This is a genomic window from Chryseobacterium potabilaquae (assembly GCF_902728265.1).
Taxonomy (GTDB): Bacteria; Bacteroidota; Bacteroidia; order Flavobacteriales; family Weeksellaceae; genus Chryseobacterium; species Chryseobacterium potabilaquae.
In genome coordinates this window covers 60,823-84,268 of sequence record NZ_CACVBR010000005.1, presented here as the reverse complement: position 1 = coordinate 84,268, position 23,446 = coordinate 60,823, and the positions used below count along the sequence as shown (strand labels likewise).

Annotated in this window: 18 protein-coding genes and 3 tRNA genes; 15 read left to right on the top strand and 6 right to left on the bottom strand. The window is 32.0% G+C overall.

Annotated elements, in window-relative coordinates:
- Window position 1 precedes the first annotated feature (1 nt).
- The 6 genes from CHRY9293_RS04650 to CHRY9293_RS04625 all read left to right on the top strand — a co-directional run bounded on the left by CHRY9293_RS04650 (window position 2) and on the right by CHRY9293_RS04625 (window position 2,942).
- Window positions 2-589, top strand: coding sequence for an HAD family hydrolase (locus tag CHRY9293_RS04650; RefSeq protein ID WP_122637064.1), 588 nt, complete (start codon window positions 2-4; stop codon window positions 587-589).
- 21 nt (window positions 590-610) lie between these two features.
- On the top strand, window positions 611-1,069 hold the full coding sequence (locus tag CHRY9293_RS04645) for a hypothetical protein (RefSeq protein WP_162031813.1): 459 nt from the start codon (window positions 611-613) through the stop codon (window positions 1,067-1,069).
- A gap of 2 nt (window positions 1,070-1,071) precedes the next feature.
- Window positions 1,072-2,247 carry a cysteine desulfurase family protein gene (locus CHRY9293_RS04640; protein ID WP_162031812.1) on the top strand — a complete coding sequence of 392 codons (1,176 nt, stop codon included), beginning with the start codon at window positions 1,072-1,074 and terminating at the stop codon, window positions 2,245-2,247.
- A 72-nt stretch (window positions 2,248-2,319) separates the two neighbouring features.
- Complete coding sequence (gene trxA / locus CHRY9293_RS04635) at window positions 2,320-2,637, top strand: thioredoxin (RefSeq protein WP_122547947.1); 318 nt, start codon at window positions 2,320-2,322, stop codon at window positions 2,635-2,637.
- A gap of 127 nt (window positions 2,638-2,764) precedes the next feature.
- A tRNA-Asp gene (locus CHRY9293_RS04630) sits at window positions 2,765-2,838 on the top strand.
- 30 nt (window positions 2,839-2,868) lie between these two features.
- Window positions 2,869-2,942 (top strand) — tRNA-Asp (locus tag CHRY9293_RS04625).
- Window positions 2,943-3,234: 292 nt separating this feature from the next.
- On the opposite strand, the gene CHRY9293_RS04620 is transcribed toward CHRY9293_RS04625, so the two are convergent.
- Window positions 3,235-3,759, bottom strand: a complete 525-nt coding sequence (locus CHRY9293_RS04620) for a hypothetical protein (protein WP_162031811.1) — start codon at window positions 3,757-3,759, stop codon at window positions 3,235-3,237.
- Between the two features lie 1,619 nt (window positions 3,760-5,378).
- On the opposite strand from CHRY9293_RS04620, the gene CHRY9293_RS04615 reads away from it, so the two are divergent.
- From CHRY9293_RS04615 to CHRY9293_RS04585, 7 genes are all read left to right on the top strand, one after another.
- Window positions 5,379-9,554 carry a non-ribosomal peptide synthetase gene (locus tag CHRY9293_RS04615; protein WP_162031810.1) on the top strand — a complete coding sequence of 1,392 codons (4,176 nt, stop codon included), beginning with the start codon at window positions 5,379-5,381 and terminating at the stop codon, window positions 9,552-9,554.
- A 90-nt stretch (window positions 9,555-9,644) separates the two neighbouring features.
- Entirely contained in the window at window positions 9,645-12,740 is a 3,096-nt protein-coding gene (locus CHRY9293_RS04610) for an amino acid adenylation domain-containing protein (protein ID WP_162031809.1), read from the top strand.
- Between the two features lie 108 nt (window positions 12,741-12,848).
- Window positions 12,849-14,213, top strand: coding sequence for a cytochrome P450 (locus CHRY9293_RS04605; RefSeq protein ID WP_162031808.1), 1,365 nt, complete (start codon window positions 12,849-12,851; stop codon window positions 14,211-14,213).
- A gap of 20 nt (window positions 14,214-14,233) precedes the next feature.
- Entirely contained in the window at window positions 14,234-14,971 is a 738-nt protein-coding gene (locus tag CHRY9293_RS04600; protein ID WP_228455470.1) for an SDR family oxidoreductase, read from the top strand.
- Window positions 14,972-15,013: 42 nt separating this feature from the next.
- Entirely contained in the window at window positions 15,014-15,211 is a 198-nt protein-coding gene (locus tag CHRY9293_RS04595) for an MbtH family protein (RefSeq protein ID WP_162031806.1), read from the top strand.
- 357 nt (window positions 15,212-15,568) lie between these two features.
- Window positions 15,569-15,642, top strand: a tRNA-Asp gene (locus CHRY9293_RS04590).
- 626 nt (window positions 15,643-16,268) lie between these two features.
- Window positions 16,269-17,303: a L,D-transpeptidase gene (locus CHRY9293_RS04585; protein ID WP_162031805.1), complete on the top strand. Its 1,035-nt coding sequence runs from the start codon at window positions 16,269-16,271 to the stop codon at window positions 17,301-17,303.
- Here CHRY9293_RS04585 and CHRY9293_RS04580 read toward each other — a convergent pair.
- The 3 genes from CHRY9293_RS04580 to CHRY9293_RS04570 all read right to left on the bottom strand — a co-directional run bounded on the left by CHRY9293_RS04580 (window position 17,300) and on the right by CHRY9293_RS04570 (window position 19,904).
- A complete protein-coding gene (locus CHRY9293_RS04580) occupies window positions 17,300-17,827 on the bottom strand; it encodes a hypothetical protein (RefSeq protein ID WP_162031804.1) in 528 nt (175 codons plus the stop codon). The two genes, CHRY9293_RS04585 and CHRY9293_RS04580, sit on opposite strands and share 4 nt — an antisense overlap.
- Before the next feature lie 2 nt (window positions 17,828-17,829).
- Entirely contained in the window at window positions 17,830-19,158 is a 1,329-nt protein-coding gene (locus CHRY9293_RS04575; RefSeq protein ID WP_162031803.1) for a PDZ domain-containing protein, read from the bottom strand.
- A gap of 107 nt (window positions 19,159-19,265) precedes the next feature.
- Window positions 19,266-19,904 carry an alpha/beta hydrolase gene (locus CHRY9293_RS04570; protein ID WP_162031802.1) on the bottom strand — a complete coding sequence of 213 codons (639 nt, stop codon included), beginning with the start codon at window positions 19,902-19,904 and terminating at the stop codon, window positions 19,266-19,268.
- 216 nt (window positions 19,905-20,120) lie between these two features.
- Between CHRY9293_RS04570 and CHRY9293_RS04565 the strand changes: the two genes are divergently transcribed.
- A complete protein-coding gene (locus tag CHRY9293_RS04565; RefSeq protein ID WP_122547913.1) occupies window positions 20,121-20,555 on the top strand; it encodes a hypothetical protein in 435 nt (144 codons plus the stop codon).
- Window positions 20,556-20,632: 77 nt separating this feature from the next.
- Here the strand turns inward: CHRY9293_RS04565 and tyrS are convergent, their stop codons facing one another.
- Complete coding sequence (gene tyrS / locus CHRY9293_RS04560) at window positions 20,633-21,928, bottom strand: tyrosine--tRNA ligase (RefSeq protein ID WP_122547912.1); 1,296 nt, start codon at window positions 21,926-21,928, stop codon at window positions 20,633-20,635.
- A gap of 229 nt (window positions 21,929-22,157) precedes the next feature.
- Between tyrS and CHRY9293_RS04555 the strand changes: the two genes are divergently transcribed.
- Entirely contained in the window at window positions 22,158-22,718 is a 561-nt protein-coding gene (locus CHRY9293_RS04555) for an RNA polymerase sigma factor (protein ID WP_162031801.1), read from the top strand.
- 17 nt (window positions 22,719-22,735) lie between these two features.
- On the opposite strand, the gene CHRY9293_RS04550 is transcribed toward CHRY9293_RS04555, so the two are convergent.
- A complete protein-coding gene (locus tag CHRY9293_RS04550; RefSeq protein ID WP_162031800.1) occupies window positions 22,736-23,368 on the bottom strand; it encodes a hypothetical protein in 633 nt (210 codons plus the stop codon).
- Between the last annotated feature and the right edge of the window lie 78 nt (window positions 23,369-23,446).

Below are 23,446 nucleotides of genomic sequence, written 5' to 3'. Positions count from 1 at the left end.
AATGAGAAAATTGTATTGTTTTGATTTTGATGGAACTTTGACATATAAGGATACCATGTTTATGTATCTGAAGTTTTATGCGCCTGTGAAGTTTCGTGTGCAATTTATCAAGCACGTGCCTCTTTTTATCTTATTAAAATTAAGGCTAGCAGAAACTGAAAAAGTAAAAAAAAGCTTTATAGGGTCTATCCTTAAAGGACAATCTCAAGATAAGATTGAAAAGAAAGCAAAGCAATTTTTTGAAGTTAATTATCCTAAGATAGTAAGAGAGAACGCATTGGACTTTATTGAAAATATCGATAGAGATAATACAAAAAGTCTTTTAGTAACGGCCTCTCTTGATATTTGGACAAAGCCCTTTGCAGAAGCCTTTCAAATGAAGTTGATATCCACACGTGCTGAGTTTAAGGATGGTATTTTTACTGGGAATTTTATTGGTAGAAACTGTAATGGCGAAGAGAAACTCAGTAGGATAAAAGAAGAGATAAATGATGCTAGGTATGATAAAATAATAGCATTTGGGGATACCTCAGGTGACAAACAGATGCTCAAGTGGGCAAATGAGGGACATTATCAATTTTTTCATTAATTTTGGGGACAAAATATAAAAATGAAAAGACTGATTATTGTATTTTTAGCAGTCATGGTAAATTGTGCGACTAAATCCTCTTCAAAAGTATCTGAAATGAATCAAAAAACAGAGATTTTTATTTCTGAATCAAATGGAGGGGCGGATAAGCAGGGATTCAGAGTCGTCAAAGATAAGCAAGAGCTCCAAAACATAGCTAAAAGCAGTTTTTTATCCGTGGATACGGATAAAGAACCTATGCTTCCCGAATTTCCTGCTGATAAAAAAGTGGTGTTGTATAATTTGGGTGAGTTCAGATCAGGAGATCATCGAATTACACAGATAAAAAGTCTTTCGGTAAAAGATAATGTTCTATATGTAGAAGTACCTCAATATATATCAGGTGGAATGGAAATTCAGGTGATTTCTAATCCTTGGTTAATTTTTACAGTTCCATTACATTTCCAATTCAATTCAGTACAATTAAAATATTCAAAATAAAGATGAACAAAATATATTTAGATAATGCTGCTACGACACCTCTTTCAGAAGAAGTTATCGATGCAATGGTCAATACCATGAAAATGAGTTTCGGTAATCCTTCTTCTACCCATAGTTTTGGTCAGGAAGCGAAAATATGTATTGAAAATGTAAGGAGAGAAATAGCAGATTGCCTTCATGTCACTCCGGCTGAGATTATATTTACTTCTTGCGGAACGGAGTCCAATAATATGATCATTAAATCCAGTGTAGAGCATTTAGGAGTAGAAAGGATTATTAGTTCTCCACTTGAGCATAAATGTGTTTCTGAATGTATCCTTGATATGAAAAGTAGAAGAGGGGTAGAGGTTAATTATATCCGTCCTAATGAAAAAGGAGATATTGATTTACATAAACTAGAAGAACTATTAAAAGCTTCGGATAAAAAAACGTTAGTAAGCTTAATGCATGCTAATAATGAGATTGGGAATCTTTTGGATATAAAAAAAGTGGCAGAATTATGCAAAGCAAATAATGCTCTTTTTCATTCCGATACTGTACAAACAATGGCTCATATGAATCTGGACTTCTCTGATATTCAGGTGGATTTTGCGTCTTGTAGTGCTCATAAATTTCATGGACCTAAAGGGATTGGTTTTGCCTTTATAAGAAAAGCCACCGGTCTCAAAGGAATTATAACGGGAGGTCCCCAAGAAAGAAGTCTGAGAGCAGGAACAGAAAATGTGGCTGGGATCGTAGGACTGGGAAAAGCTTGGGAGTTATCTTTAAAAAATATGGTACAATATACCCAGCATATGCAAGAAATTAAAGACTATGCTGTGGAAAGACTCTCTGCCGAAATTTCTGGGATTAAATTTAATGGAAGAAGTGCAGAAAAAGAAAATAGCCTTTATACGGTTTTAAATGCTTTACTACCATTTAAAAACCCTTTGATTGGATTGCAGTTAGATATGAAAGGAATTGCAATTTCACAAGGCAGTGCATGCTCTTCAGGAGCATCTAAACCTTCTATGGTTATGATGATGGTATTGTCTGAAGATGAGATGGATAATGGTACACCTCTACGTATTTCGTTTAGTCATATGACGACCAAAGAAGAAATTGATGCATTAGTTTTGGCTTTAAAAGAGATTTCGAAAGATGTTGCTATAGAAAAAACTAATCTTGAACATAGATGATACTTTTATTCAAAAGTTGTAATTTTGAATAAAAATTTAATAATAGATACTAATTTAATATAAATAATAAAAATGGCGTTAGAAATTACAGATAATTCATTTCAGGACATGGTTTTAAAATCAGATAAACCTGTATTAGTTGACTTTTGGGCAGTATGGTGTGGACCTTGTAGAGCATTAGGACCAATCATTGAACAAGTGGCAGAAGAGTTTGAAGGAAAGGCAGTAGTAGGGAAAATTGATGTTGATAATAACCAAGAGGTTTCTATGCAGTATGGGATTAGAAATATTCCTACGGTTCTTATTTTTAAGAACGGTGAGGTTGTGGATAAATTAGTGGGTGTAACTCCAAAAGAAGTTATTGCCGAAAAATTAAGTGCACACATATAAAAAATATCTTTGATAATGAATACCTTCTGTTTTTAGAAGGTATTTTTTTTGAAAATAATTTGCAGGTAATGAAAAAAGGTGTAATTTTGCAATCACAAAAAAGAAACAACGTTCTTTAATAAAATTTGATCCGGTAGTTCAGTTGGTTAGAATGCCGCCCTGTCACGGCGGAGGTCGCGGGTTCGAGTCCCGTCCGGATCGCAGAAGTTTTATCAATTTCTTTAAAAAATTGATCCGGTAGTTCAGTTGGTTAGAATGCCGCCCTGTCACGGCGGAGGTCGCGGGTTCGAGTCCCGTCCGGATCGCAACTATTAATATTCAAATAGTATAAAAGCTGTAAAACCTAGATTTTACAGCTTTTTTTTTGTTTTAGAGTTGGTCGATAGAAAAACATCTTAGTCGAAATTTATAATCACAGATTATTTAGAAATAAGCTAAAATTAATTTATGAGGTTCTTAAAAAGGAGAGCTTTACCATAATGGTTTCTCGCTTCATATTGATGAAATGTAAGGGGATAATATGTAAGGGTACATAAACCATATTGTAAACCTGTCTAAAATATTCCAAAGGTTTAGAGAAATTCTAATATGTATTTCTTATAAATATTCTTTATGATCCACGATAAATGTACAAGCAGGAAAAATTTCTTCTAGCATAATTATTTGTTCCAAAATTTGTTCGTTACCTAACTCTGGATAAGATTCATCTTCTGCCCTTCTAGCAGAAGAAACATATATTTTTTTTAGATTTTTCAACTGATTTAATTCTATAAGGTCTTTCAAAATGATTTCAGTTCTCCAGATGTCCAGATATTCTAGATCAATAAGTTTATTGAGATAAGGTAAACAAGTTTTAGTGATATTGGGATGTTTCATCATGGTGAGGTTCTTTAATCCTTTCACTTGAGAAATATATTTCACTCCTTTATCAGTGAGGTCCGTTTCTTTGAGATAAATAGACTGGATAATCTTTATTTTGTCAATAAGCATTGCGAAATATTCATCATTATAGTCGGGATCATCTATTCCAACAATGTTTTGTATTTCTATAGGAATATTTTTGGAATTATTGATTTGCCCAAAATTCCACCAAAATTGTTTTTCTTTACCCTTAAGTTTCATACATTAAATATAAAGTTAATTTTCTGAGAAATATAGAAGTTTAGGGAGCATGTCTATTCATTTCTTTTCCATAAAATATCTAATGTTACCCTGATACTTTAATTTTATGAATTGATTTTATAGGCTATTCTTTTACTATCGGGGAATGGTAATTATCCAATATTGTTCTTTTTTTTAAGATGAGATTGAATCTGTATCTTGTATTTTTTTGACACAAATTGTAAATATTTATAAGAGGATTTGTTTGGAATCTGGTCTTTTAATATCCTTAATTAGGGAATTATTTATAATGTTTTTATCTTATTCAAAATATAAACTCATCTTCCTGAAAAATCTAAAATATAGTTTTTGTACTATAGTTTAAATTAAAAAAATTTACTAATTTTTTTTTGGATTGATCTTTTTAGTGGTTCTGCTTTTTGTTGTTTTTATTATAAGTATATTTTTAATGTATTGATATTCTTTATGTGACGAAATTGAATGTGAAGGAAATAAAAATATGAAATAGAGTCTGCTTTTCGAAATTCATCAAATTTTACCTCAGAATAAGCTTTTAAATACTTGATTAATGTAGATGTAAAACTATCCAAATTTATATTAATATTTATTTAAGTAATTAAGAAATTATACTGCTTGGTTAGATTGCTTAATGGTAAATAACTAAAATTGCTAAGAATTTTTTAAATACCAAATGTGAAATAATGGAGAAGGTGAATTTGCTCTTAATAATTACTTTAGAAGTAACAACTGTGATAATGTTGTCCAGCGATATTGTAGAACTCATCAAGATTCTATTTCTGAAAATTTAATCGTTAGCGTTGAGCTGAAAAATGGGATAAAGGAGGATGATTGTTTTTATCTTAGATATTCATCTTTGTAAGTTAATGTTCCAAATTTAGAGAATTACTTTAAGTGTGTTTATTGAATTGCTTTTGTCCATGATATGTTAATATCATTGATATATAATTGGAAGAGCATATCTTAGTTATTTCGAATCCGTATTTTAGAGTTTTTATAATTATCACCATTATTGGATATTTTACATTATACCATTTATTATTTACTATTTTTATTCTATTTTTTGTTTTTATTTATTGTTTTTATAGAGCAATATATACTTGCATATTTGTTGTAATATTTTAATTACATAGATTTGAAAATTGATAATTATATATGTTTATTGTTGTTAAATAACTAAAATAAATAAAGGCACTAATGGCTAAAAAATGGCTATCCAAAAGGTATGTTTTACATTGTACAAAGCAAAAAAATTGTTTATCTAATCATATTGTTGTAATGCAAATAATAATAAAAATCGTAATCTAAAATTAGGTCCTTTAATCTGTGGATTAAAATCTGAATTGTAATTATTTTGTTGATATTCTACTAGATAAATTCTATTAATTTCTGTGGTTTAGTGGATTTACTATTCCTCTTTTATCATTAATTAAGCTTAATATTTTTAGTCACAGGAATACTAAGTGAAACCTGAAAATTGTCTTGAATAAATGATGATGGGATTGTTATGTCTATATAATTCTAGTTTTAATTATTATTGAAATTTGTTTAAAAATGTTGTTAAATATATAAAATAAAAAAACGCGTTGAAAACTAAAAAAATGTTACCAAAAAATTTAATGTATGGCTTTAGGGAGCAAGTGGATAATCATCCAAATGCGATAGCTATTATAGATGCTGAAAAAAAGTTAACATATCTAGAATTAGATATTTTATCTAGCCAATTAGCTGATGAGCTAATCCGGAAAGGAGTAGGGAAAGAAGAAATAGTTGCTATTCATTTGCCTAGATCTACTCAATTTGTTATTTCTATTTTGGCGGTGATTAAAGTAGGTGCTGCATATCTACCTTTACATTTAAATGAATCTGAACATCGTTTACAATACATGGTGGCAGAATCAAAATGTAATATAATTATCAGCGAGAAAGAGTATACTAGTTGGGAGAAAACCGTACAGGTTGTTGATGTCAAAAAAGTAGTGCATTCTGGGCTGCCTTCAGAAGAAAAGTATCTATTTTTAGAGGAAATTGATGAGTCTCAACTAGCTTATGTAATGTATACATCGGGGTCCACAGGAATCCCTAAGGGGGTTTGTATTACTCATTCTGCGATTTCTAATTTTGCTTCAGACTCTTTATGGAACCTTGAGAATCAGGCAAGGGTTCTTTTCCATTCTCAGGTTGCTTTTGATGCTTCTACTTTTGAGATCTGGGTCCCTCTATTAAAAGGAGGTACGATTGTGATTGCGAAGGAAGATAGTCTAAATGTTGATTATTTGGTAAAGCTTATTGCTCAAGAGAGAGTAACATCAGTGTTTTTTACAACGATGCTATTTAATCTTTTAGCCAAAGAGAAAGGTGCTCATTTGGATGGAGTAAAACAAATTTTGTTTGGTGGAGAGCAATGCTCACCAGACTCTATTGCTAAAATGAAACAGAAATTACCGAATACGGAAATTGTTCATGTGTACGGTCCTACCGAAACTACAACTTTTTTTTGTTCTTATAGTATTCCTTCTGATGAAATTTTAAATACAATTCCTATAGGTAAGCCTATGGATGGGATGAGTGCTTATATTTTAGATAATGATTTTGAACAAGTTGTAGGGAAAGAAATAGGTGAATTGTATATTTCGAGTGCGGGTATTGCAAGAGGGTATTTGAATCAACCTTCTTTAACGGCTGAAAAGTTTTTTCCAGATCCTTTTGGAGTACCAGGTTCCCGAATGTATCAAACAGGAGACTTGGTTTATTGGAATGAAAATGGAGACTTAGTATTTGTAGGAAGGAAAGATCAACAAGTAAAAGTACGTGGTTTTCGAGTAGAACTTGGAGAGATTGAAGAAGCACTAAGAGCTCATCCCAATGTTTCTGAATCTTCAGTTGTAGCACAGAAAAGTGAGAACGGAAATCAGCTACTGGCTTATATTGTTCCTAATTATAGCGTTGACTCAAGTAGTGATCAGCTAAAGCAAAAACAAATTGATGAATGGGAAAAAATTTATGATGATATTTATCAAGAAGCTCATACAACCGAAGAGTCAGAAGAGCTTGTAGGTTGGAATAGTAGTTTTGATGGTAAGCCTATTGAGCCATCTCATATGCGTGAGTGGCTAGATATGACATTGAAAAGAATTAAAAGTCTTAAACCCAAGAAAGTTTTAGAAATAGGAGTTGGGACCGGAATGTTAATCAAAAATCTTTGTAAAGAGACTGAGTTGTATTGGGGAACGGACTTGTCTGAACAGTCAATTACGAAGTTGAATTCTGTTTTTGAAGAAGATCCATCCTTATCGGATAGAATTAAGTTATTTCATCAATCTGCAGACTCAATAGATGAGCTTCCAAAACAAACGTTCGATACTATTATTATCAATTCCGTTTGCCAATATTTTCCAGATATCAATTACTTTATTGAGGTGATTAATAAAGCTATGGATTTATTATCTCCTTCCGGGAAAATATTTATTGGAGATATCCGTGATTTTAAATTACAGCGTCATTTTTACACAGAGGTCCATTTACATAATACAAAAATAGAGACTGAACTTGATCTTATGATGGCTGTTGAGCGAGATATGATGATGGAACCTGAATTATTAATCTCTCCGGATTTGTTTGCTGTGTGGAGTGAAAACAGATCGGATGTAGCTACTTTCGAAACAAAAATTAAAGAAGGGAATTGCATTAATGAGATGTCGCAATATCGTTATGATGCAATATTATTCAAAAAATCAGGTAAAGATGAAAAACTATGTGAATATAAAAATATTCTGGACTGGAATAATTGTGATATTCAATATGTGAATAGTCTTCTTAAAGAAGATAATATACCCTCTTTATGTATAAAAGGAATTCCAAACGAACGTATTGCTCCTATTATCAGAGCATATGAGAAGGTTTCTAATAATGAAGAATTGGGAGTTATTAAAAATGCTTATAATCAGTTAGTTAATAATGAGGTGAAACTTGAAGAATTTCAAGTATTGGCTGAAGAAAATAATTATGAATTATCAGTAGTTCATTCTCAATCCGGAAACTATGGGGTAGTTGATATTATTTTTATGCATAAGTCATTTGAGAATAGGTCTTATGGGCATTTGTATCAAGATCATAATTTGTCCTATGGTATAGAAAGCTGTGCGAATTATCCTCCTATGTCACGTAATATTAATCAGCTGCTTATTCAAGTGAAAACTCATTTGCAAAAAAAGCTTCCTGAATACATGTTACCTAGTACGATTATTCCTATTAATAGGATGCCATTAACGTCTAGAGGAAAAATAAATAAAGAAGCTCTTTTAGCTTTAAATTCATATAAAAGTTCGGGAGGAAGAAAAGCCAGTACTCATATTGAATCTATTGTATGTCAGTTATTTGGTGAAACATTAGGATTGTCTGAAGTACTACTTGATGATAATTTTTTTGAAATGGGAGGGAATTCACTAACAGTAATTACTTTAATGAACCGTTTTCGTGATGTGTTGAATTTAGAAGTATCTATTAAAACATTCTTTGAAAACCCTACTCCTGCAACTTTAATTAAGAAATTAGATTTTGAGTCTAAGATTACCTTACCTTTATATAAACAAGATAGGCCAACTCACATTCCATTATCTTTTTCGCAGCAACGATTATGGTTTTTGTTTAATCTCGAGGGACCGAATGAAACATATAGTATTCCCTTGGCTATTAATCTTTCTGGAAAATTAGATAAAGAGAAACTTACAAATACACTAGATGATGTACTAGAACGTCATGAAAGTTTGAGAACGATGTTTTATGAGAAAGAAGGTATCCCATATCAAAAGATTGTTCATCAAGTAAAGACAAATATAGATTGTATAGAGGCTTCTGAAAAAGAATTACAGGAAACTTTGAATCATGAGTCTAGGTATGCATTTAATCTAACCGAAGAAATTCCAATAAAAGCAAAATTATTATATATAGATGAAAATACACATGTATTATTAATTATCATACATCATATCGCTTTTGATGGTTGGTCATTTGCTCCATTTTGGAAAGATCTTTCCACGGCATATTCTGCACGTATCAATAATGAAATTCCAAAATGGAATCCTTTACCGATACAATATAGTGATTATGCACTTTGGCAAAGGAATACATTTCATGGAGAGCAGGGACAAAGTTCAGTGATTGATCGGCAGCTTAATTATTGGACTAAAAATTTAAATAATCTTCCGGATTTGGTTTCTTTACCAAGTGATTATTTTCGTCCTGAAAAACCTGCTTATAAGGGAGATCGTAAAAGCTTAATTATTCCCTCTAATCTCCATAATGATTTGATTTTGTTGTCTCAAAGTCAGAACGTTACTCTGTTTATGATTTTACATGCCGGATTATGTTGTTTGTTAACCCGATTTGGTGCAGGTAATGATATTGTGATTGGAACTCCGATTGCAGGTCGTAAAGATTCTTCGGTTCGAGACTTAATTGGTTTTTTTGTCAATAATTTAGTTTTACGAATAGATACTTCAGGGGATCCCACTTTCCAGGCTCTATTAAAAAAAGTAAAAGAACAAGATTTATCAGCATATGCTCATGAAGACATTCCTTTTGATCGACTTGTTCAAGAGCTTAAACAATCAGGAACAACAAGCTGGCATCCTCTGTTTCAGATTTTATTTGCATTTCAGAATCAGCCACAAGCTCAAGTTCATTTTTCAGGATTAGATTCAAAGTTTGAATTTATGAAGAATCAAAGTTGTCGATTTGATTTAGTTATCAATTTATTTGCGGAAAAACAGTCTTAAAATAAAGATATCGAGGGGTTTGTTGAATATAATACAGATCTTTTTAAATCAGAAACAATTGAGCATTTTATTGAGAGTTATATTCATCTTTTGAAAAGTATTGTAGAAAATCCAGAGCAAAAAATCAATAAAATTAATATTGGCTACAATAATAGTATAGATTATTGTTCTGAAAAACGGATGAATGGCTATCAAGCAGAACATTTTGCTTCTTTATTTCAGAAGCAAGTGGATGTAACGCCAAAAGGGATTGCTGTATCTCATAAAGATTGTATTTTAACGTATGAAGATGTTAAAAGTTCTGTTAACCGACTTGCTCGTTTATTAATAACCAAAGGAATAGGAGCAGAGCAAGTGGTGGCGCTTTCAATTCCAAGATCGATAGATTGGATTATTGCGACTTTGGCTATCCTAGAGACGGGTGCAGCTTATATGCCAATAGATAGTCAATTTCCTGAAGAGCGTATACATTATATGCTTAACAAATCTAAAGCTTCCCTTTTGGTAACGACGACTGAGCTTGTTTCGAAATTATCTTTTATCGAAACTGAAACTCTTGTGATAGATGATCCCGAAACTTGCGATACTCTCAATAATTTATCAGACTCTCTTATAGAACCATCTGAATTATTGAGTCCTTTGTTTGTATCTTCTCCTGCCTATATTATATATACATCAGGTTCATCGGGAGTCCCAAAACCTGTGGTGGTTACCCATGAGGGAATAATGCAGGTTATTGATACACAGAAAAATCAATTTAAGCTTAATGAATCAAGTCGTGTTTTATTATTTGCTTCTCAGAGTTTTGACGGATTTTTTTGGGAGCTATGTAGCTTGTTGAGAGGTGCTCATTTGGTGATAGCTGATACAGAAGACTTGGTAGCAGGAAGGGTTTTAGTTAATACAATTAGCGAACATAAAATTACCCATGTTACTTTACCTCCTGCAGTTCTTACTCTTATGGAGAATGAGAAGATGGAAGATCTTGAAATGATTATTGTATCTGGTGAAGCACCAAGTGGTGGTCTACTTTCTAAATGGGCCCATAATAGAAATATTATTAATGGATATGGTCCTACTGAATCTACTGTATGTACAACATTAAGCCTTCCTTTATTACAAAATACAATTCCTAATATCGGACAACCTCTTGTAAATTCTAGCATCTATGTGCTTGATGAGTTTCTAGATCCGGTTCCTGTTGGAGAGTGTGGAGAATTATATATTTCGAGCCCAGGGTTAGCCCGTGGTTATTTGTATGAATCTGCTATGACGGCAGAACGATTTTTACCCGATCCATTTGGAAATGAAGGCTCAAGAATGTATCGTACCGGAGATCTTGCCCGATGGACTGCAGAACATAAGCTTGTTTTTATGGGACGTATGGATAATCAAATAAAAATTAGAGGATTTAGGGTTGAACCTACCGAGATTGAAACAGCTCTTGAAGAACATCCTCTTATTGAGAAAGCTGCAGTTAAACTAAGCGAAGATGAATCAGGAAATAAACAATTAAAGGCTTATGTAACTGTTTTGGACACTGAAAAAGAGAATCATCTTATAAGTTCTGAAAAGTTACGAAACTTTCTAAAAAAGATATTGCCATCTTATATGATACCTGCCATGATATCTATCGTTGATATTATTCCTTTAACAATCAACGGAAAAATTGACTATTCGGCATTAATAGATAGTATAGAATGTCAAAATAATAATAATTATCCTGTAACCCCTACTGAAATCAGATTATATTCTATTTTCTGTGAACTGTTAAACCTTAAAGAAATAAGTATTGATGACAGTTTCTTTGATATAGGAGGGCATTCACTTTTAGGAGCGCAACTTATCAGTAAAATTTATAAAGAATGGAGTTTGGAATTACCTATAGGAATGTTATTTCAGTATCCATCCATAGTTAAACTAAGTAAAATAATAGATCAATCATATAGTACTGAAAATAAAATAATTCAAACACCAATTGCTGTACTGAATGCAGATGCAAGCATAGCTGATTCTGTGTTGGTAGATTTAGAAAGTCAGAAGTTGGTTGTTAACCAAGGTGAGCCTCAGTATATTTTATTAACAGGAATCACGGGGTTTCTCGGGGCATTTTTATTAGATGCTTTAATTACAAAGTATAATCAAGCAACTATATACTGTCTTGTTCGTGCTGCTAATCAGGAGGAAGCAAAACAACGTATTATTCAAAATGTATCAAATTATAAACTGGAACATGTAATAAAGAGCGATAGAATTAAGCCTTTGTGTGGTGATCTTTCTTTAGATAATTTTGGACTTTCTGCTGAAGAATATAATGAGATCGTTACTAAAGTAGACTGTATTTATCATAACGGAGCGAAAATTAGTGGTGTAAGTTCTTATCAAGAATTGAAAAAGACAAATGTGAAAGGGACTTATGAGGTGATACGTTTAGCCACTCAATGTAATATTAAGCCAATACATTATGTTTCAACGCTTGCCGTTACATTTAATAATAATGATCCAGCACATATTGTATCTGAAAATGAAAGATTACAAGCTAATGACATCTTGCCTAATGGATATACGCAAAACAAATGGGTTGAAGAAGAGATGCTTTGGGCTGCTCATGGAAAAGGAGTTCCTATTTCTATATACCGTCCGGGAAGGATAAGTGGATCAACTAAAAATGGTGTAGGGAATCAAAATGATGCATTTTGGCAGCTGGTTTTGGCAATGCTAAAGATCAATGCTGTCCCTGTTTTTAAAGAAGAGAACCTTTGTATCGATCTTATTCCTGTTGATTGTGTAGCTCATTTAATTGTGCATTTTTCAAGTGATGATGCTTTCAATGGAAGAACAGCTAATTTGTTTAATCAGTTAGAATTTTCTCTTCTTATCGATACTCTTCAAGGTATGGGGTATCATTTGGAAACAATAGATTTTCAGTCTTGGAAGAATAAATTGAAACATTTTGCAGATCAGAATGACGATCAAAAACAATTACAAAAAGCAGTCTTATTAAGTGATTCAATGGAGGGGATGTTTAAGCTTTCAAGCATTAAGTATTGTACAGATATGATTCAAAATGAAAGTAAACAAAATAAGATTGAATCGCCTATGGTAGGAAGTGAGCTACTTGTAGATTACGTAAAGTATTTTATTCAAATAGGTTTTTTCCCTGCTCCTTCGTTAAAAAGTGAATAGTCGGAATCATTTCTCACGAAAAAAGATAAGAGTGAGGAAAAAATACCTGCTCTTATCTCCTTTTAATTTTTCAACAAAAAATAAAAAATATTTTAAAATAAAATTTTTATGAACCAAAGATCTTTTATAACTATTACTAATCAAAATGATGAGTTTTCTATTCTTGATGAAAATACTCCGCTTCCATCCGGATGGCAAAAATTTTCTGATAAAAGTGATTTAGAGACATGTATCACGTTCCTGCAAAATACTTGGGAAGAGAAAGGTAATCAAGGGAGATGTCCCATTTCTTTTCCAATCCAAGGGGTTGACTATAAAGGCCTTGAAATAGATTCTTTACAAAAAGAATTGCTTAGATTAAAGCGATTACTATGGGTGAAGCCTCCTTATGGAGATAATGCTTGGCTCGTTTCAAATTTTAAAGAAGTACGTTCGGTACTCAGGGATGATCGTTTTAGTAGACAGCAATGCCCATTTCATAACGAATCTAGACTTACTCCACATCCTTTAGATACAAGTATTATGGGATTAGATGCTCCGGATCACACACGTATTCGAAGTATTTTAGACTCATTATTTAGTGTAAGCGCATCACTTGCCTTAAAAGATAGAGTAGAAGAGTCTGCTAATGAATTAATTGATTTATTGGGAACCCCTTCTGAGCCGATAGATTTAGTGGAGGAATTTGTGATGCCTTTTTCTGGTCTTACTATTTGCGAAATTATGGGAGTTCCGTTTGAAGATCGTTCAAAGTTTCGTATATGGCTAGATTCTTTTTCAAGTACTACACTTTTGGATGCAGACCAAGTTGCTGAAAATATGGATGCAATGCATGCCTATATGGGGGAGCTGATAGAGATAAAAAGAAAAAATCTGGGCGATGATTTAATTAGTGGTCTTACAAGAGCCAATGAAGAAGGAAAATTATCGGATAAAGAATTACTGGAACTTATTACGGTAGTGTTAATTGCTGGACATGATACTGTTTCAGCGCAATTAATGCTTTCTTTATTTGTCATTCTAAGTGATTCCACATTAACCCAGCAATTGAAAGAAGATCCTAACTTATCTAATATTGCCATTAAAGAACTCTTACGTTACATTCCTGTAGACGCTTATATAACATTTGCAAGATATGCAAAAGAAGATGTGGTGATGGCAGATGGGACTGTGATTAAACAAGGAGAAGCGGTGCTGCCTTCTTTAATATCGGCAAATCAAGATCCCGAAGTTTTTGAAAATCCTGATTCTTTAGATTTAAATCGAAGCAAAAATCCTCATTTAATGTTTGGAGCGGGTATTCATATCTGTCCGGGAGGAATTTTAGGGATGATTGAAATAAAAGCAGGAATCTGTTCTTTATTCCAACGATTTCCTAATATATCATTAGCGGTATCGCCGGAAGAAATTAGATTTAGAGAAGGATTGCAGGTGCGTAGTATATACGAATTACCTGTATATCTAAAAAAATAAAAAGTGATATAATTATGGTTATGAATAATTTAAAAGGAAAAGTAGCGGTCGTTACGGGTGGCTCTGGTGGTATTGGAAGTGCCGTTGTTAAAAAGTTAGCAGAGAATGGAGCTTCCGTATTGTTTACTTATTTCCACGGAGAAGATAGGGCTCATACACTGATGGCAGATCTTAATAATTGTCCACAGGTGAAAGCAATTTCAGCGGATATAAGTTGCTTATCTGATATTAAGAACATATTTGAGGTTGCAGACAATGAATTTGGAGGGGTCGATATTCTTGTCAATAATGCAGCTAAAATAAGCACCAATATGATTGAGGATATTACAGAAGCGAATTATGATGATGTGATGGATATCAATGTGAAAGGTTCCCTTTTCTGCATACAGCAAGCAATAAAATGCCTTCGCGATAACGGAAGGATTATTAATATTTCTTCTATAAATACGGTTCTTCCCGAACCCGGGGCAGCTTTATACTCTGCAAGTAAAGCAGCTTTAGAACAATTTTCGTGTATTGCTTCAAAAGAAGTGGCAAGTCGTGGAATAACGGTAAACTGTATTTCTCCGGGGCCAGTTAATACCGATTTATTAATTAAACATAATCCTCAGGAAGTATTAGAGCAGATTGCTGAAATGACACCACTCGGGCGGGTTGGTGAACCTGAGGATATTGCGGATATTGTTGCTTTTCTAGCAAGTTCCGATGCGCGTTGGGTCACTGGGCAAAATATAAGAGCTAGTGGTGGCTTAATCTAATTAAAATTTTATACAAACAGCTAAATAAAAGAACACATTTTTATGAACACAGAATTAACTTACCATGTAGTTATCAATGAGGAAGAACAGTACTCTATATGGCCAACACACAAAGAAATCCCTAAAGGATGGAGTATTGTTGGAAAAGAAGGAAGTAAATCCACATGCTTAGATTTTATTAATAATGAATGGAAGGATATGAGGCCTTCTAGTTTACGGAAAAAATTATTAGAAAAATAAGATCATTAAAATTACATTTACCTGTTTGTAATTTGCGAACAGGTAAATTGTGTTTTAAGATAGTTGATAGGGTAGTATAACTTATCTGTTTTAAAGGTAAATTACCTTGTAGGCATAGATTTATTAAGGAAAAGACATAGAAAAATACATTGTCCAATTTTTTAAGTAAAAATATATGATATTTTTGCATTTGAAAATCTGAGGTTTATGTAATAGAACGGAATAATGAGAAATATTTATTTGTAGAAAATAAAAAAATACCTATCTTTGCCCCAGTTAAAAACAAGCGCTCTTTATATTATGTACACAAAGTAATTTTTGAATTACATCATTAAAGAATAGAAGTGTTTTTAAATTGATCCGGTAGTTCAGCTGGTTAGAATGCCGCCCTGTCACGGCGGAGGTCGCGGGTTCGAGTCCCGTCCGGATCGCAACTATTCTAAAATAGTATAAATGCTGTAAATGTATATTTTACAGCATTTTTAATTTTTGTATCAAAATTTTCTTTTAGGTATGCATTTTCCCGCAAAATGATATCCTTATTTAAACCTTAATCTTAGCTCTTTTTTATCTTGATTCTCTAATCTATTTTTGATTATTAAGAATATGAATGTAAATTTCTAAAAATTGCATGCTTGTTTAATTCATTATTTAGTGAATTAAATAATTGATACTAATCAAATTACCTATTTTTATATATGTGGTTGTAATGTATAAAATAATTTTTTATTATAATTTTGTCTTATATATAGCCCATTATATGGGATTTTTTTCTATATTTGTATTTCACTATACAGTGATTTTTTTATTATTGATGTTTTTTTACTTCCCTACGTGGGAAGTTTTTTTGTTTTGTGATATATTTTCATAATTGACTAATTGGTAAAGATTTTTTAAGAGAAAAAAATAGGATAGAGGATAGGGCTGAAGGAACAGATTCAATTCAGATCATGCCCATTAAACCTATTTTTTTATGGTGTTTTTGTGTCCTTTTAATTATTTCATTTTAGGTCTAATATTTGTATTTATTAGCCCAACTAATGACCCAAAATTATTTATGAAAAATATGTTTGAAAAAAAATTACACTTGTATTTTTTGCTGATTGCTATGTGTTTAGTATCGTGTAAAAAAGAAATTGAAAAAAATGATCAGACTTTAGGTGATAATAATAGTACGACTGAACTCCCTATTGTTAAAAAAGATTCATTAAAAAAAGATTCAGTGGTGAAAAAGGAGTCGGTTTCTCCTGTAATTCAGAAAAATGGATTTTATAGTGCTTGGGTTCTTCCTAAAGATAAAAAGCTTAGAGATTCTGTATATGCCGAGTTTAGCAAAAAATATTCGGAAAAAGAAAGATATGCTATTTTAGCACTCAATAGATTGGATTCCAAAAATAGATGGAATTCTGATACTCTTGTTGTTCCTGTTAAGATGGATACAACCCTGATGTCTTATTCGCCATTTCCTATGCAAATTGATATATTAAGTGGTGTGAAAAAGTTTGTTATTTTCTCATATCCTATTCAGGCGTATGGTGTTTATTCTAATGGCAGTCTTGTAAAATGGGGTCCAACAAGTATGGGAAAAAAAACAGCCCAAACTACAAGAGGGCTGACATTTGCCAATTGGAAGAAAAAATTAGCAATTTCAACTGTAAGTACAGAATGGAAGCTTCCTTATAATGTCAATATACATAATCTAGGAGGGATAGGTTGGCATCAGTATGATCTTCCGGGCTATCCCGCATCACATTCTTGCTTACGATTACTTCTGAAAGATGCGGAATGGTTATATTCTTATGCCGACACTTGGGTATTAAATCCTGGAGGTGCTACTACTAAGGCAAAAGGAACTCCTGTAATGGTATTTGGAGATTATCAATGGGGAGGAAGAAAGCCATGGAGAAAATTGCTAAATGATCCTAATGCTAATAATATTTCTGTAGAAGAAATGACTCAACTTCTTCAGCCGAATATTGAGAAAATGCTTAAAGAGCAAGATAATAGAGAAAAAGTGGTGGATTCAATTCAAGCTGCAAAAGCTATGGCGGTACCATCTTCGGAAAAACCTGTAGAGTCACCTGGGAATTAGGGAGCTGTTTTTTCAAACTTTAATGTTGATTCTTCGGCAAATTTTCTTAATCTTTTTATTTCACTTTTACCCTTATGTTGCCCATATCTTGCTGCTGCGTAGGTTAATAAAATACATAAGAGCATTAAATATGAAGCATTAAGTGCCCACGGAAATTCTTGACTTTTAATTTGGTTTTGAACATAATGCATAGTGAAAAAAGTCATCCATAGAATGGAGAAAGCAAAATATAAAAACATAAAGAAAGTCCATACTGCTGAGCTGGGACCAAAAATTCCTCTGATAGTAGTATGGCTATCTTCTGTTTCAATTCTTAAAGAAAGTCGTGGTTTCCAATAGTGATCATATTCTGTTTTTACATATATGGTTGCCACTTCTTTATTGATATTGCCGGAAAATTCATCCTTATGCCCATTGAGGTATTTTTTTAAATTTTCAGCATATTCTTCCTTGCTGAGGTGAGCAAGCATTTTGAATCTTGGACGGCTTCTGATTTTGTCTAAAGTGGTTTCTTCTGTCTTCATAGCTATTCTTGATAGGGTATTGGATCTTCTAAAATGAAACTTAATTCTATTTGTTGATGATTTCTTTTCACTACTATTTTTATCGTTTTCCCTTCTTCAGATTTCATTATTTCCATGATTTTTTGAAGAGTCATTTCCGAAGCCTGATTTCCATTAATCGTAATAATTTGATCATCTTTTTTGAAACCGGCTTTGTCTCCCGGAGAATCTTTTCTTACGCCTGCAATGGAAAATAATGATTTTAAAACAAATTTATATTGAAAACGATCTGTGGTAAAAGCTTCTGCTTCACTAGAAGCACTCATTGTTTTATTGGTTTCTATTTTTACTAAATCTTTTTGCCATTCATAACCATCTTGTTTAAAATCTAAACCACTCATATTGAAATGAAAGGGATCATCAAAATTTTTATTTTTTTTCAAATACAATTTCTCATTAGGGTAATCAAATGCAGCCATAAAACGCCGCATGATTTCTCCTCCGATAGAACCTTTTCTATTTTCTACTAAGTTAACAAATTGAATAGAATATTCGTCGGGCATTGCGGTAAGAGGCTTGTCAAATTTAAAATTACCCAGATAAAAACCATGAATTCTACTTCTTTTACCATAAATATCACCATTAAATCCTCTCCCTAAAAAATCATCAATATTAGGTCTATTATATACAAAATCTTTAATGAGAGTAGGGAAAAGCCAGATGGGATCACTATTCCCAATATCGATTAATAACTTTGATGATTTCTTCTCATTAGTCATTTCTACGTCTCCAAAAATATAAGGCTTGTTCTTTTCAATATGGATGGAAAGTTCGTCAAATTTTCTTATTTTCTTTTTAAACGCATTCTCATTATTGTAAATAGTAATTTTTTTTGAAGAATAATCGATAATAACAGGATGATTCTTGAAAAAATGATATCCAATAATTCCATTAACAGGTATCCCTACATGTGAAGAAATATTAAACTCTTGATTAACAATAATGAAAAGTGTAAGGGATGGATTGATGTAGTTTTTTCCAATTCGTGCTATATTATTGTCGGATTGAAAACCATCAATACTGGCACCACCTCCTAAACCGGAAAATTTTATTTTTTCAAGATGAGGAAGTTTTAAATCTTTATTTTCAAGACTGAAAATAGACGTTTCTGAAACGCCGGTATCTAATAAAAAGGTAAGTTCTGCACCATTTATATTAACCGGAATGAAAATAAGATTATTAATTAATTTAAAAGGAATAATCGTTTTTTCGGCATCTTTTATTTCAAATGAGTTCTGAGCATTTATCCAAATACTGATGAAAAAAAATAATATGAAATGCTTCAGTTTCATTTACTGAATTTAGTGAAATTATTTCTATATATAAAGAAACATTCCCAGAAATTGAGAATGTTTATATGAATTTTAAAGAATTAAATATAGTATGTTGCTTTCGGATTTTATTTTGAAAAGAAGTCCATTAAATCAATATAATTTTTTTGATTTACTCCATGACCACTCATGTATTCTCTGAAAGTAAAATAGCAGCCAAGATCATATAATAAGTCAGCTGCCTTTCTTCCCCATTCTAGAGGAATAACGGCATCATCTGTACCATGTGATATGAAAAAACGAAGTCCTTCCAATTTCTTTTTATCTTTCACCATATTTTTTAAAAGCTTTTCTTCCGGATAGCTACTTAAACACGCAACATAGTTAAACATATCAGGATATTGAAGAGCTAATGAATAGCACAAAATTCCTCCTTGACTAAATCCACACAAATGAGTTTTCCCTTCCGTTATGCCATAGTGATTGATAATACTGAGCATACTATGAAGAACTGATTGTAAAGACTCTTGAGCTTGATCAACATGGACAAATAGCTCAGGATTGGTAAAGTCAATATCATACCAAGAGTAGCCTTCAAATTGTGTGGATCTAGGGGCTCTGAAACTTACAATAATCCAATCTTTTGGAAGTGTTTCCCGGAAGCTGAAAAGATCTTGTTCATTACTTCCATAGCCATGAAGCATAAAAAGTATAGGAGTTTCAGATGAAATATTCTCTGGTTCTCTTACTAAATAATCTATATTCATAATAACAAAGATAATTAATAAAAGGCATTGTCAATCTCTTCTTTGATAATGAATAGAGAAGAAGCCTTTGATCATTGATATAAGATTTGAAAAGTAATGAGATTACTTTTATTAATTTGATAGTATTTAGAAATCTTTATTAGAAAATTTTTACATGAATTATTTTTATATTGATAAAAAAGCTATATTTGGGCATTTAAAAATCTATTTGGAGAAATGAAGAAATTTTACAAATTTAAAAGTTTACTGAAACTTTCTTTTTTACTTATCACATTATTTTCGACACTATCTATTATCAATTCATGTAAAAAAGATGATGATCAAGAATTTACGGATCATGTAGTGCAATTTGAAGTGAAAGCTACTACTGGAGTAGTATTGAAAACAATTGTTACTCAAGTAGGAACCAGTCAAAATAATATGTACAATACGCCATTGACGCCCATAACTTTGCCTTGGTCAAGTGGAGAGATATTTGTGAATTCAAGCCAGTCTCAATTGAATCTTGCAGCAAATGCTGAATTTCCTAACACAGATGCCAAGTTAACAGTCAATATTGTGGTAGATGGGGAAGTGGTAGCTACTAAAACTGTTACGGGAGTTACGGGAGTAGAAAGCGCTGCAGCTGCACATAGTTTCCTTGAATTATAAAAATTATAGCATAATAATAAAAAGATCGCAATTGTGCGATCTTTTTTATTTGAAATACTGAGTATATAGTCTTTTTGTTATATTACTTTTAGGATAAAATAACTTTTTTTCCCTTTTTGTAATAAAAGAAATTTGCCATCAATTAAATCATTTTCATTGGCTGAATAGACTTCATTTACTTTTTGCTTATTTACAGAAATCGAGTTTCCTTTAATTTCTCTTTGAGCCTCGCTTTTAGACTTTAAGAAACCGGATTTTTCGGCCAGAAGATCAATAATATTGATCCCAAGAACATTCTCCTTTGAAACTTCTTTTTGAGGAACTCCATCAAAAACTTCAAGAAAAGTTTCTTCATCAAGGCTTACAAGGTCTTCTGCTGTAGAACGTCCAAAAAGAATTTCGGAAGCTTTTAATGCTTTTTCAAACTCTTCTCTACCATGAACCCAAACTGTAACTTCTTCCGCTAATTTTTTCTGAAGTTTTCTTTCATGAGGATTTTCTTTATGTTCTTCAATTAAATGATGAATTTCTTCTTTACCTAAAAAAGTATAAAATTTAATAAATCTTTCAGCATCTTCATCTGTTGCATTAAACCAAAATTGATAAAATTTATAAGGGGAAGTTTTCTTTTTATCTAACCAATAGTTTTCACCACTTTCAGATTTTCCAAATTTTGAACCGTCTGCTTTAGTAATCAAAGGAACTGTTAATGCAAACGCTTCTCCCTGGGCCTTTCTACGAATTAATTCTGTTCCTGTCGTGATATTTCCCCACTGATCAGAACCGCCCATCTGAAGCTTTACCTTGTTATTTTGATATAAATGAAGAAAATCATAGCCCTGTATAAGTTGGTACGTGAATTCTGTAAAACTCATTCCTTCTGCACCTGCTTCTCCGGAAAATCTCTTTTTCACAGAATCTTTAGCCATCATATAGTTAACGGTGATATTTTTCCCTACATTTTTAGCAAAATCAAGGAAAGATATATTTTTCATCCAGTCATAGTTGTTTACTAGCTCTGCTTTATTAGGCTCATTTCCTTCAAAATTTAAAAATTTTGAAAGCTGGTTTTTTAAACAATCTACATAGTGTAATAAAGTTTCTTCATCAAGTAGATTTCTCTCTGCGGATTTTCCTGAGGGATCACCAATCATTCCCGTTGCTCCACCCACTAAGGCAATAGGTTTATGGCCGTGTTGTTGAAAGTGCGCTAAGATTTTTATTTGAATAAGACTTCCTATATGTAAAGAATCAGCGGTTGGATCAAAGCCTATATATGCAGTAGTTACCTCTTTATTCAATTGCTCATCAGTTCCAGGCATCATATCAGCAAAAAGACCACGCCATTTTAATTCTTCTATAAAGGAATTCATTTATTTTTTTGTTTAAAATTTAACCCTGCAAAGATAATAAATTAGCTGTTAAGTAAATAGAATGTTATGTATCAAAAGAGTAAAATTGGAAAATAATATTTTTTTGAATTAAACGTCTCATTATTAAGGTGTAGGATAAATAAAGGAAAAACAATAATATTTATCTTCGTTCATTAAAAAGCTTTTTTACTATTGACTTTTTCGCTATTATCAGTTATATTTGTTATAGATGAATGACGAACAATTATTCCTGTTGATCCAGAAAGCAAAAGATAAAGATCAGAAAGCACAGACGAAACTCATTAATATTTTCTGGGTTGATGTTTTTTCTTTTGTGATGAAAAAGGTAAGGGATGAAAATGATGCAGATGAAATTACAGTGAGTGTTTTTTCAAAAGCTTTATCCAAGTTGGATTTATATGATCCTCATTTTCAATTTAAAACATGGGTTTTAACGATCGCACAAAATACAATCATTGATTTCTGGAGAAAAAGATCCAAAGAAAATCAAGATCCTACGGAGAATTTGGAGGAGGTTAAAAATCAGTACGCCAAGTCACCGGAAGAATTGATGATCTCTGATGAAGAGCAAAAAAAGATTATTCAAACCATTGAATCATTGGATTCTAATTATCAGGATATCATTAGATTGAGATTTTTTGAAGAAAAAAGCATTAAGGAAATTGCCGAAGAATTAAATCTTTCAGTAGCTAATACTAAAATAAGGATAATGCGTGCCAAAAAAGTATTGGCAGAATTATTAAAGAATAATGAGTTTGAAGATGATTGATATATTTTACATTTGATTTAAAAGTAAATTTCTTCTTTGGTTTTAGGAAGGGTAATTTTTCTTTGTTCCGGTTGGTTTCTGTTTTGTAGATTGATTTTTAATCCTTTTTTAAAATAAGTTTCTTTTTTAGATGGACCATATTGTTGGGTATTTTCAACCTCTTTTTCATAATCTAGGCGTCCGGTAGAAAGATTAAAATCTACACTGTCAAAATATTCTTCCGGTTTTCCGTAAGCAGAGGAATATCCGATCAATTCAAAATGTCCATTTTGAAAGCGATATTTATCAGTATATCCCCATTTCCAGCTGCTACCTCCGGATTGAGAAATGTTTAAAATTCCTTTTTCCACTCTAATGGATCCGTAGGGATCTCCCATCATTCCTCCTGCATTGCTTTCTAAAATGGCATTTTGCGATTTCTCTAATATTGTCCATTTTCCATTTCTGTTTTTCAGGATCTGGATTTCGCGTATACTTCCTTGTTCGGTACTATCTTTTGTGTTGTATACAATAACTTTTTCAGGAATGTGATCATTGTCTAAATCTCCTTCAATACTTTCAATGACTTCAGAACCTGCCGGTTGAAATTCTTTTTGAGCAAAACAAAAGGTAGTGGAAATACTTAATGCAAAATAAAATAATTTTTTCATTCTTGATATTTAGGAACTAAATGTACAATTATTATATTTTAAAGTTTTCATGAAAAGTAGTGAAATAAAACATTTATG

Bases quoted from the DNA above. Each gene is read 5' to 3' on its own strand.
- CHRY9293_RS04650 (WP_122637064.1), top strand. From the start codon at position 2: ATGAGAAAATTGTATTGTTTTGATTTTGATGGAACTTTGACATATAAG.
- CHRY9293_RS04645 (WP_162031813.1), top strand. From the start codon at position 611: ATGAAAAGACTGATTATTGTATTTTTAGCAGTCATGGTAAATTGTGCG.
- CHRY9293_RS04640 (WP_162031812.1), top strand. From the start codon at position 1,072: ATGAACAAAATATATTTAGATAATGCTGCTACGACACCTCTTTCAGAA.
- trxA (WP_122547947.1), top strand. From the start codon at position 2,320: ATGGCGTTAGAAATTACAGATAATTCATTTCAGGACATGGTTTTAAAA.
- CHRY9293_RS04620 (WP_162031811.1), bottom strand. From the start codon at position 3,759: ATGAAACTTAAGGGTAAAGAAAAACAATTTTGGTGGAATTTTGGGCAA.
- CHRY9293_RS04615 (WP_162031810.1), top strand. From the start codon at position 5,379: ATGTTACCAAAAAATTTAATGTATGGCTTTAGGGAGCAAGTGGATAAT.
- CHRY9293_RS04605 (WP_162031808.1), top strand. From the start codon at position 12,849: ATGAACCAAAGATCTTTTATAACTATTACTAATCAAAATGATGAGTTT.
- CHRY9293_RS04600 (WP_228455470.1), top strand. From the start codon at position 14,234: ATGAATAATTTAAAAGGAAAAGTAGCGGTCGTTACGGGTGGCTCTGGT.
- CHRY9293_RS04595 (WP_162031806.1), top strand. From the start codon at position 15,014: ATGAACACAGAATTAACTTACCATGTAGTTATCAATGAGGAAGAACAG.
- CHRY9293_RS04585 (WP_162031805.1), top strand. From the start codon at position 16,269: ATGAAAAATATGTTTGAAAAAAAATTACACTTGTATTTTTTGCTGATT.
- CHRY9293_RS04580 (WP_162031804.1), bottom strand. From the start codon at position 17,827: ATGAAGACAGAAGAAACCACTTTAGACAAAATCAGAAGCCGTCCAAGA.
- CHRY9293_RS04575 (WP_162031803.1), bottom strand. From the start codon at position 19,158: ATGAAACTGAAGCATTTCATATTATTTTTTTTCATCAGTATTTGGATA.
- CHRY9293_RS04570 (WP_162031802.1), bottom strand. From the start codon at position 19,904: ATGAATATAGATTATTTAGTAAGAGAACCAGAGAATATTTCATCTGAA.
- CHRY9293_RS04565 (WP_122547913.1), top strand. From the start codon at position 20,121: ATGAAGAAATTTTACAAATTTAAAAGTTTACTGAAACTTTCTTTTTTA.
- tyrS (WP_122547912.1), bottom strand. From the start codon at position 21,928: ATGAATTCCTTTATAGAAGAATTAAAATGGCGTGGTCTTTTTGCTGAT.
- CHRY9293_RS04555 (WP_162031801.1), top strand. From the start codon at position 22,158: ATGAATGACGAACAATTATTCCTGTTGATCCAGAAAGCAAAAGATAAA.
- CHRY9293_RS04550 (WP_162031800.1), bottom strand. From the start codon at position 23,368: ATGAAAAAATTATTTTATTTTGCATTAAGTATTTCCACTACCTTTTGT.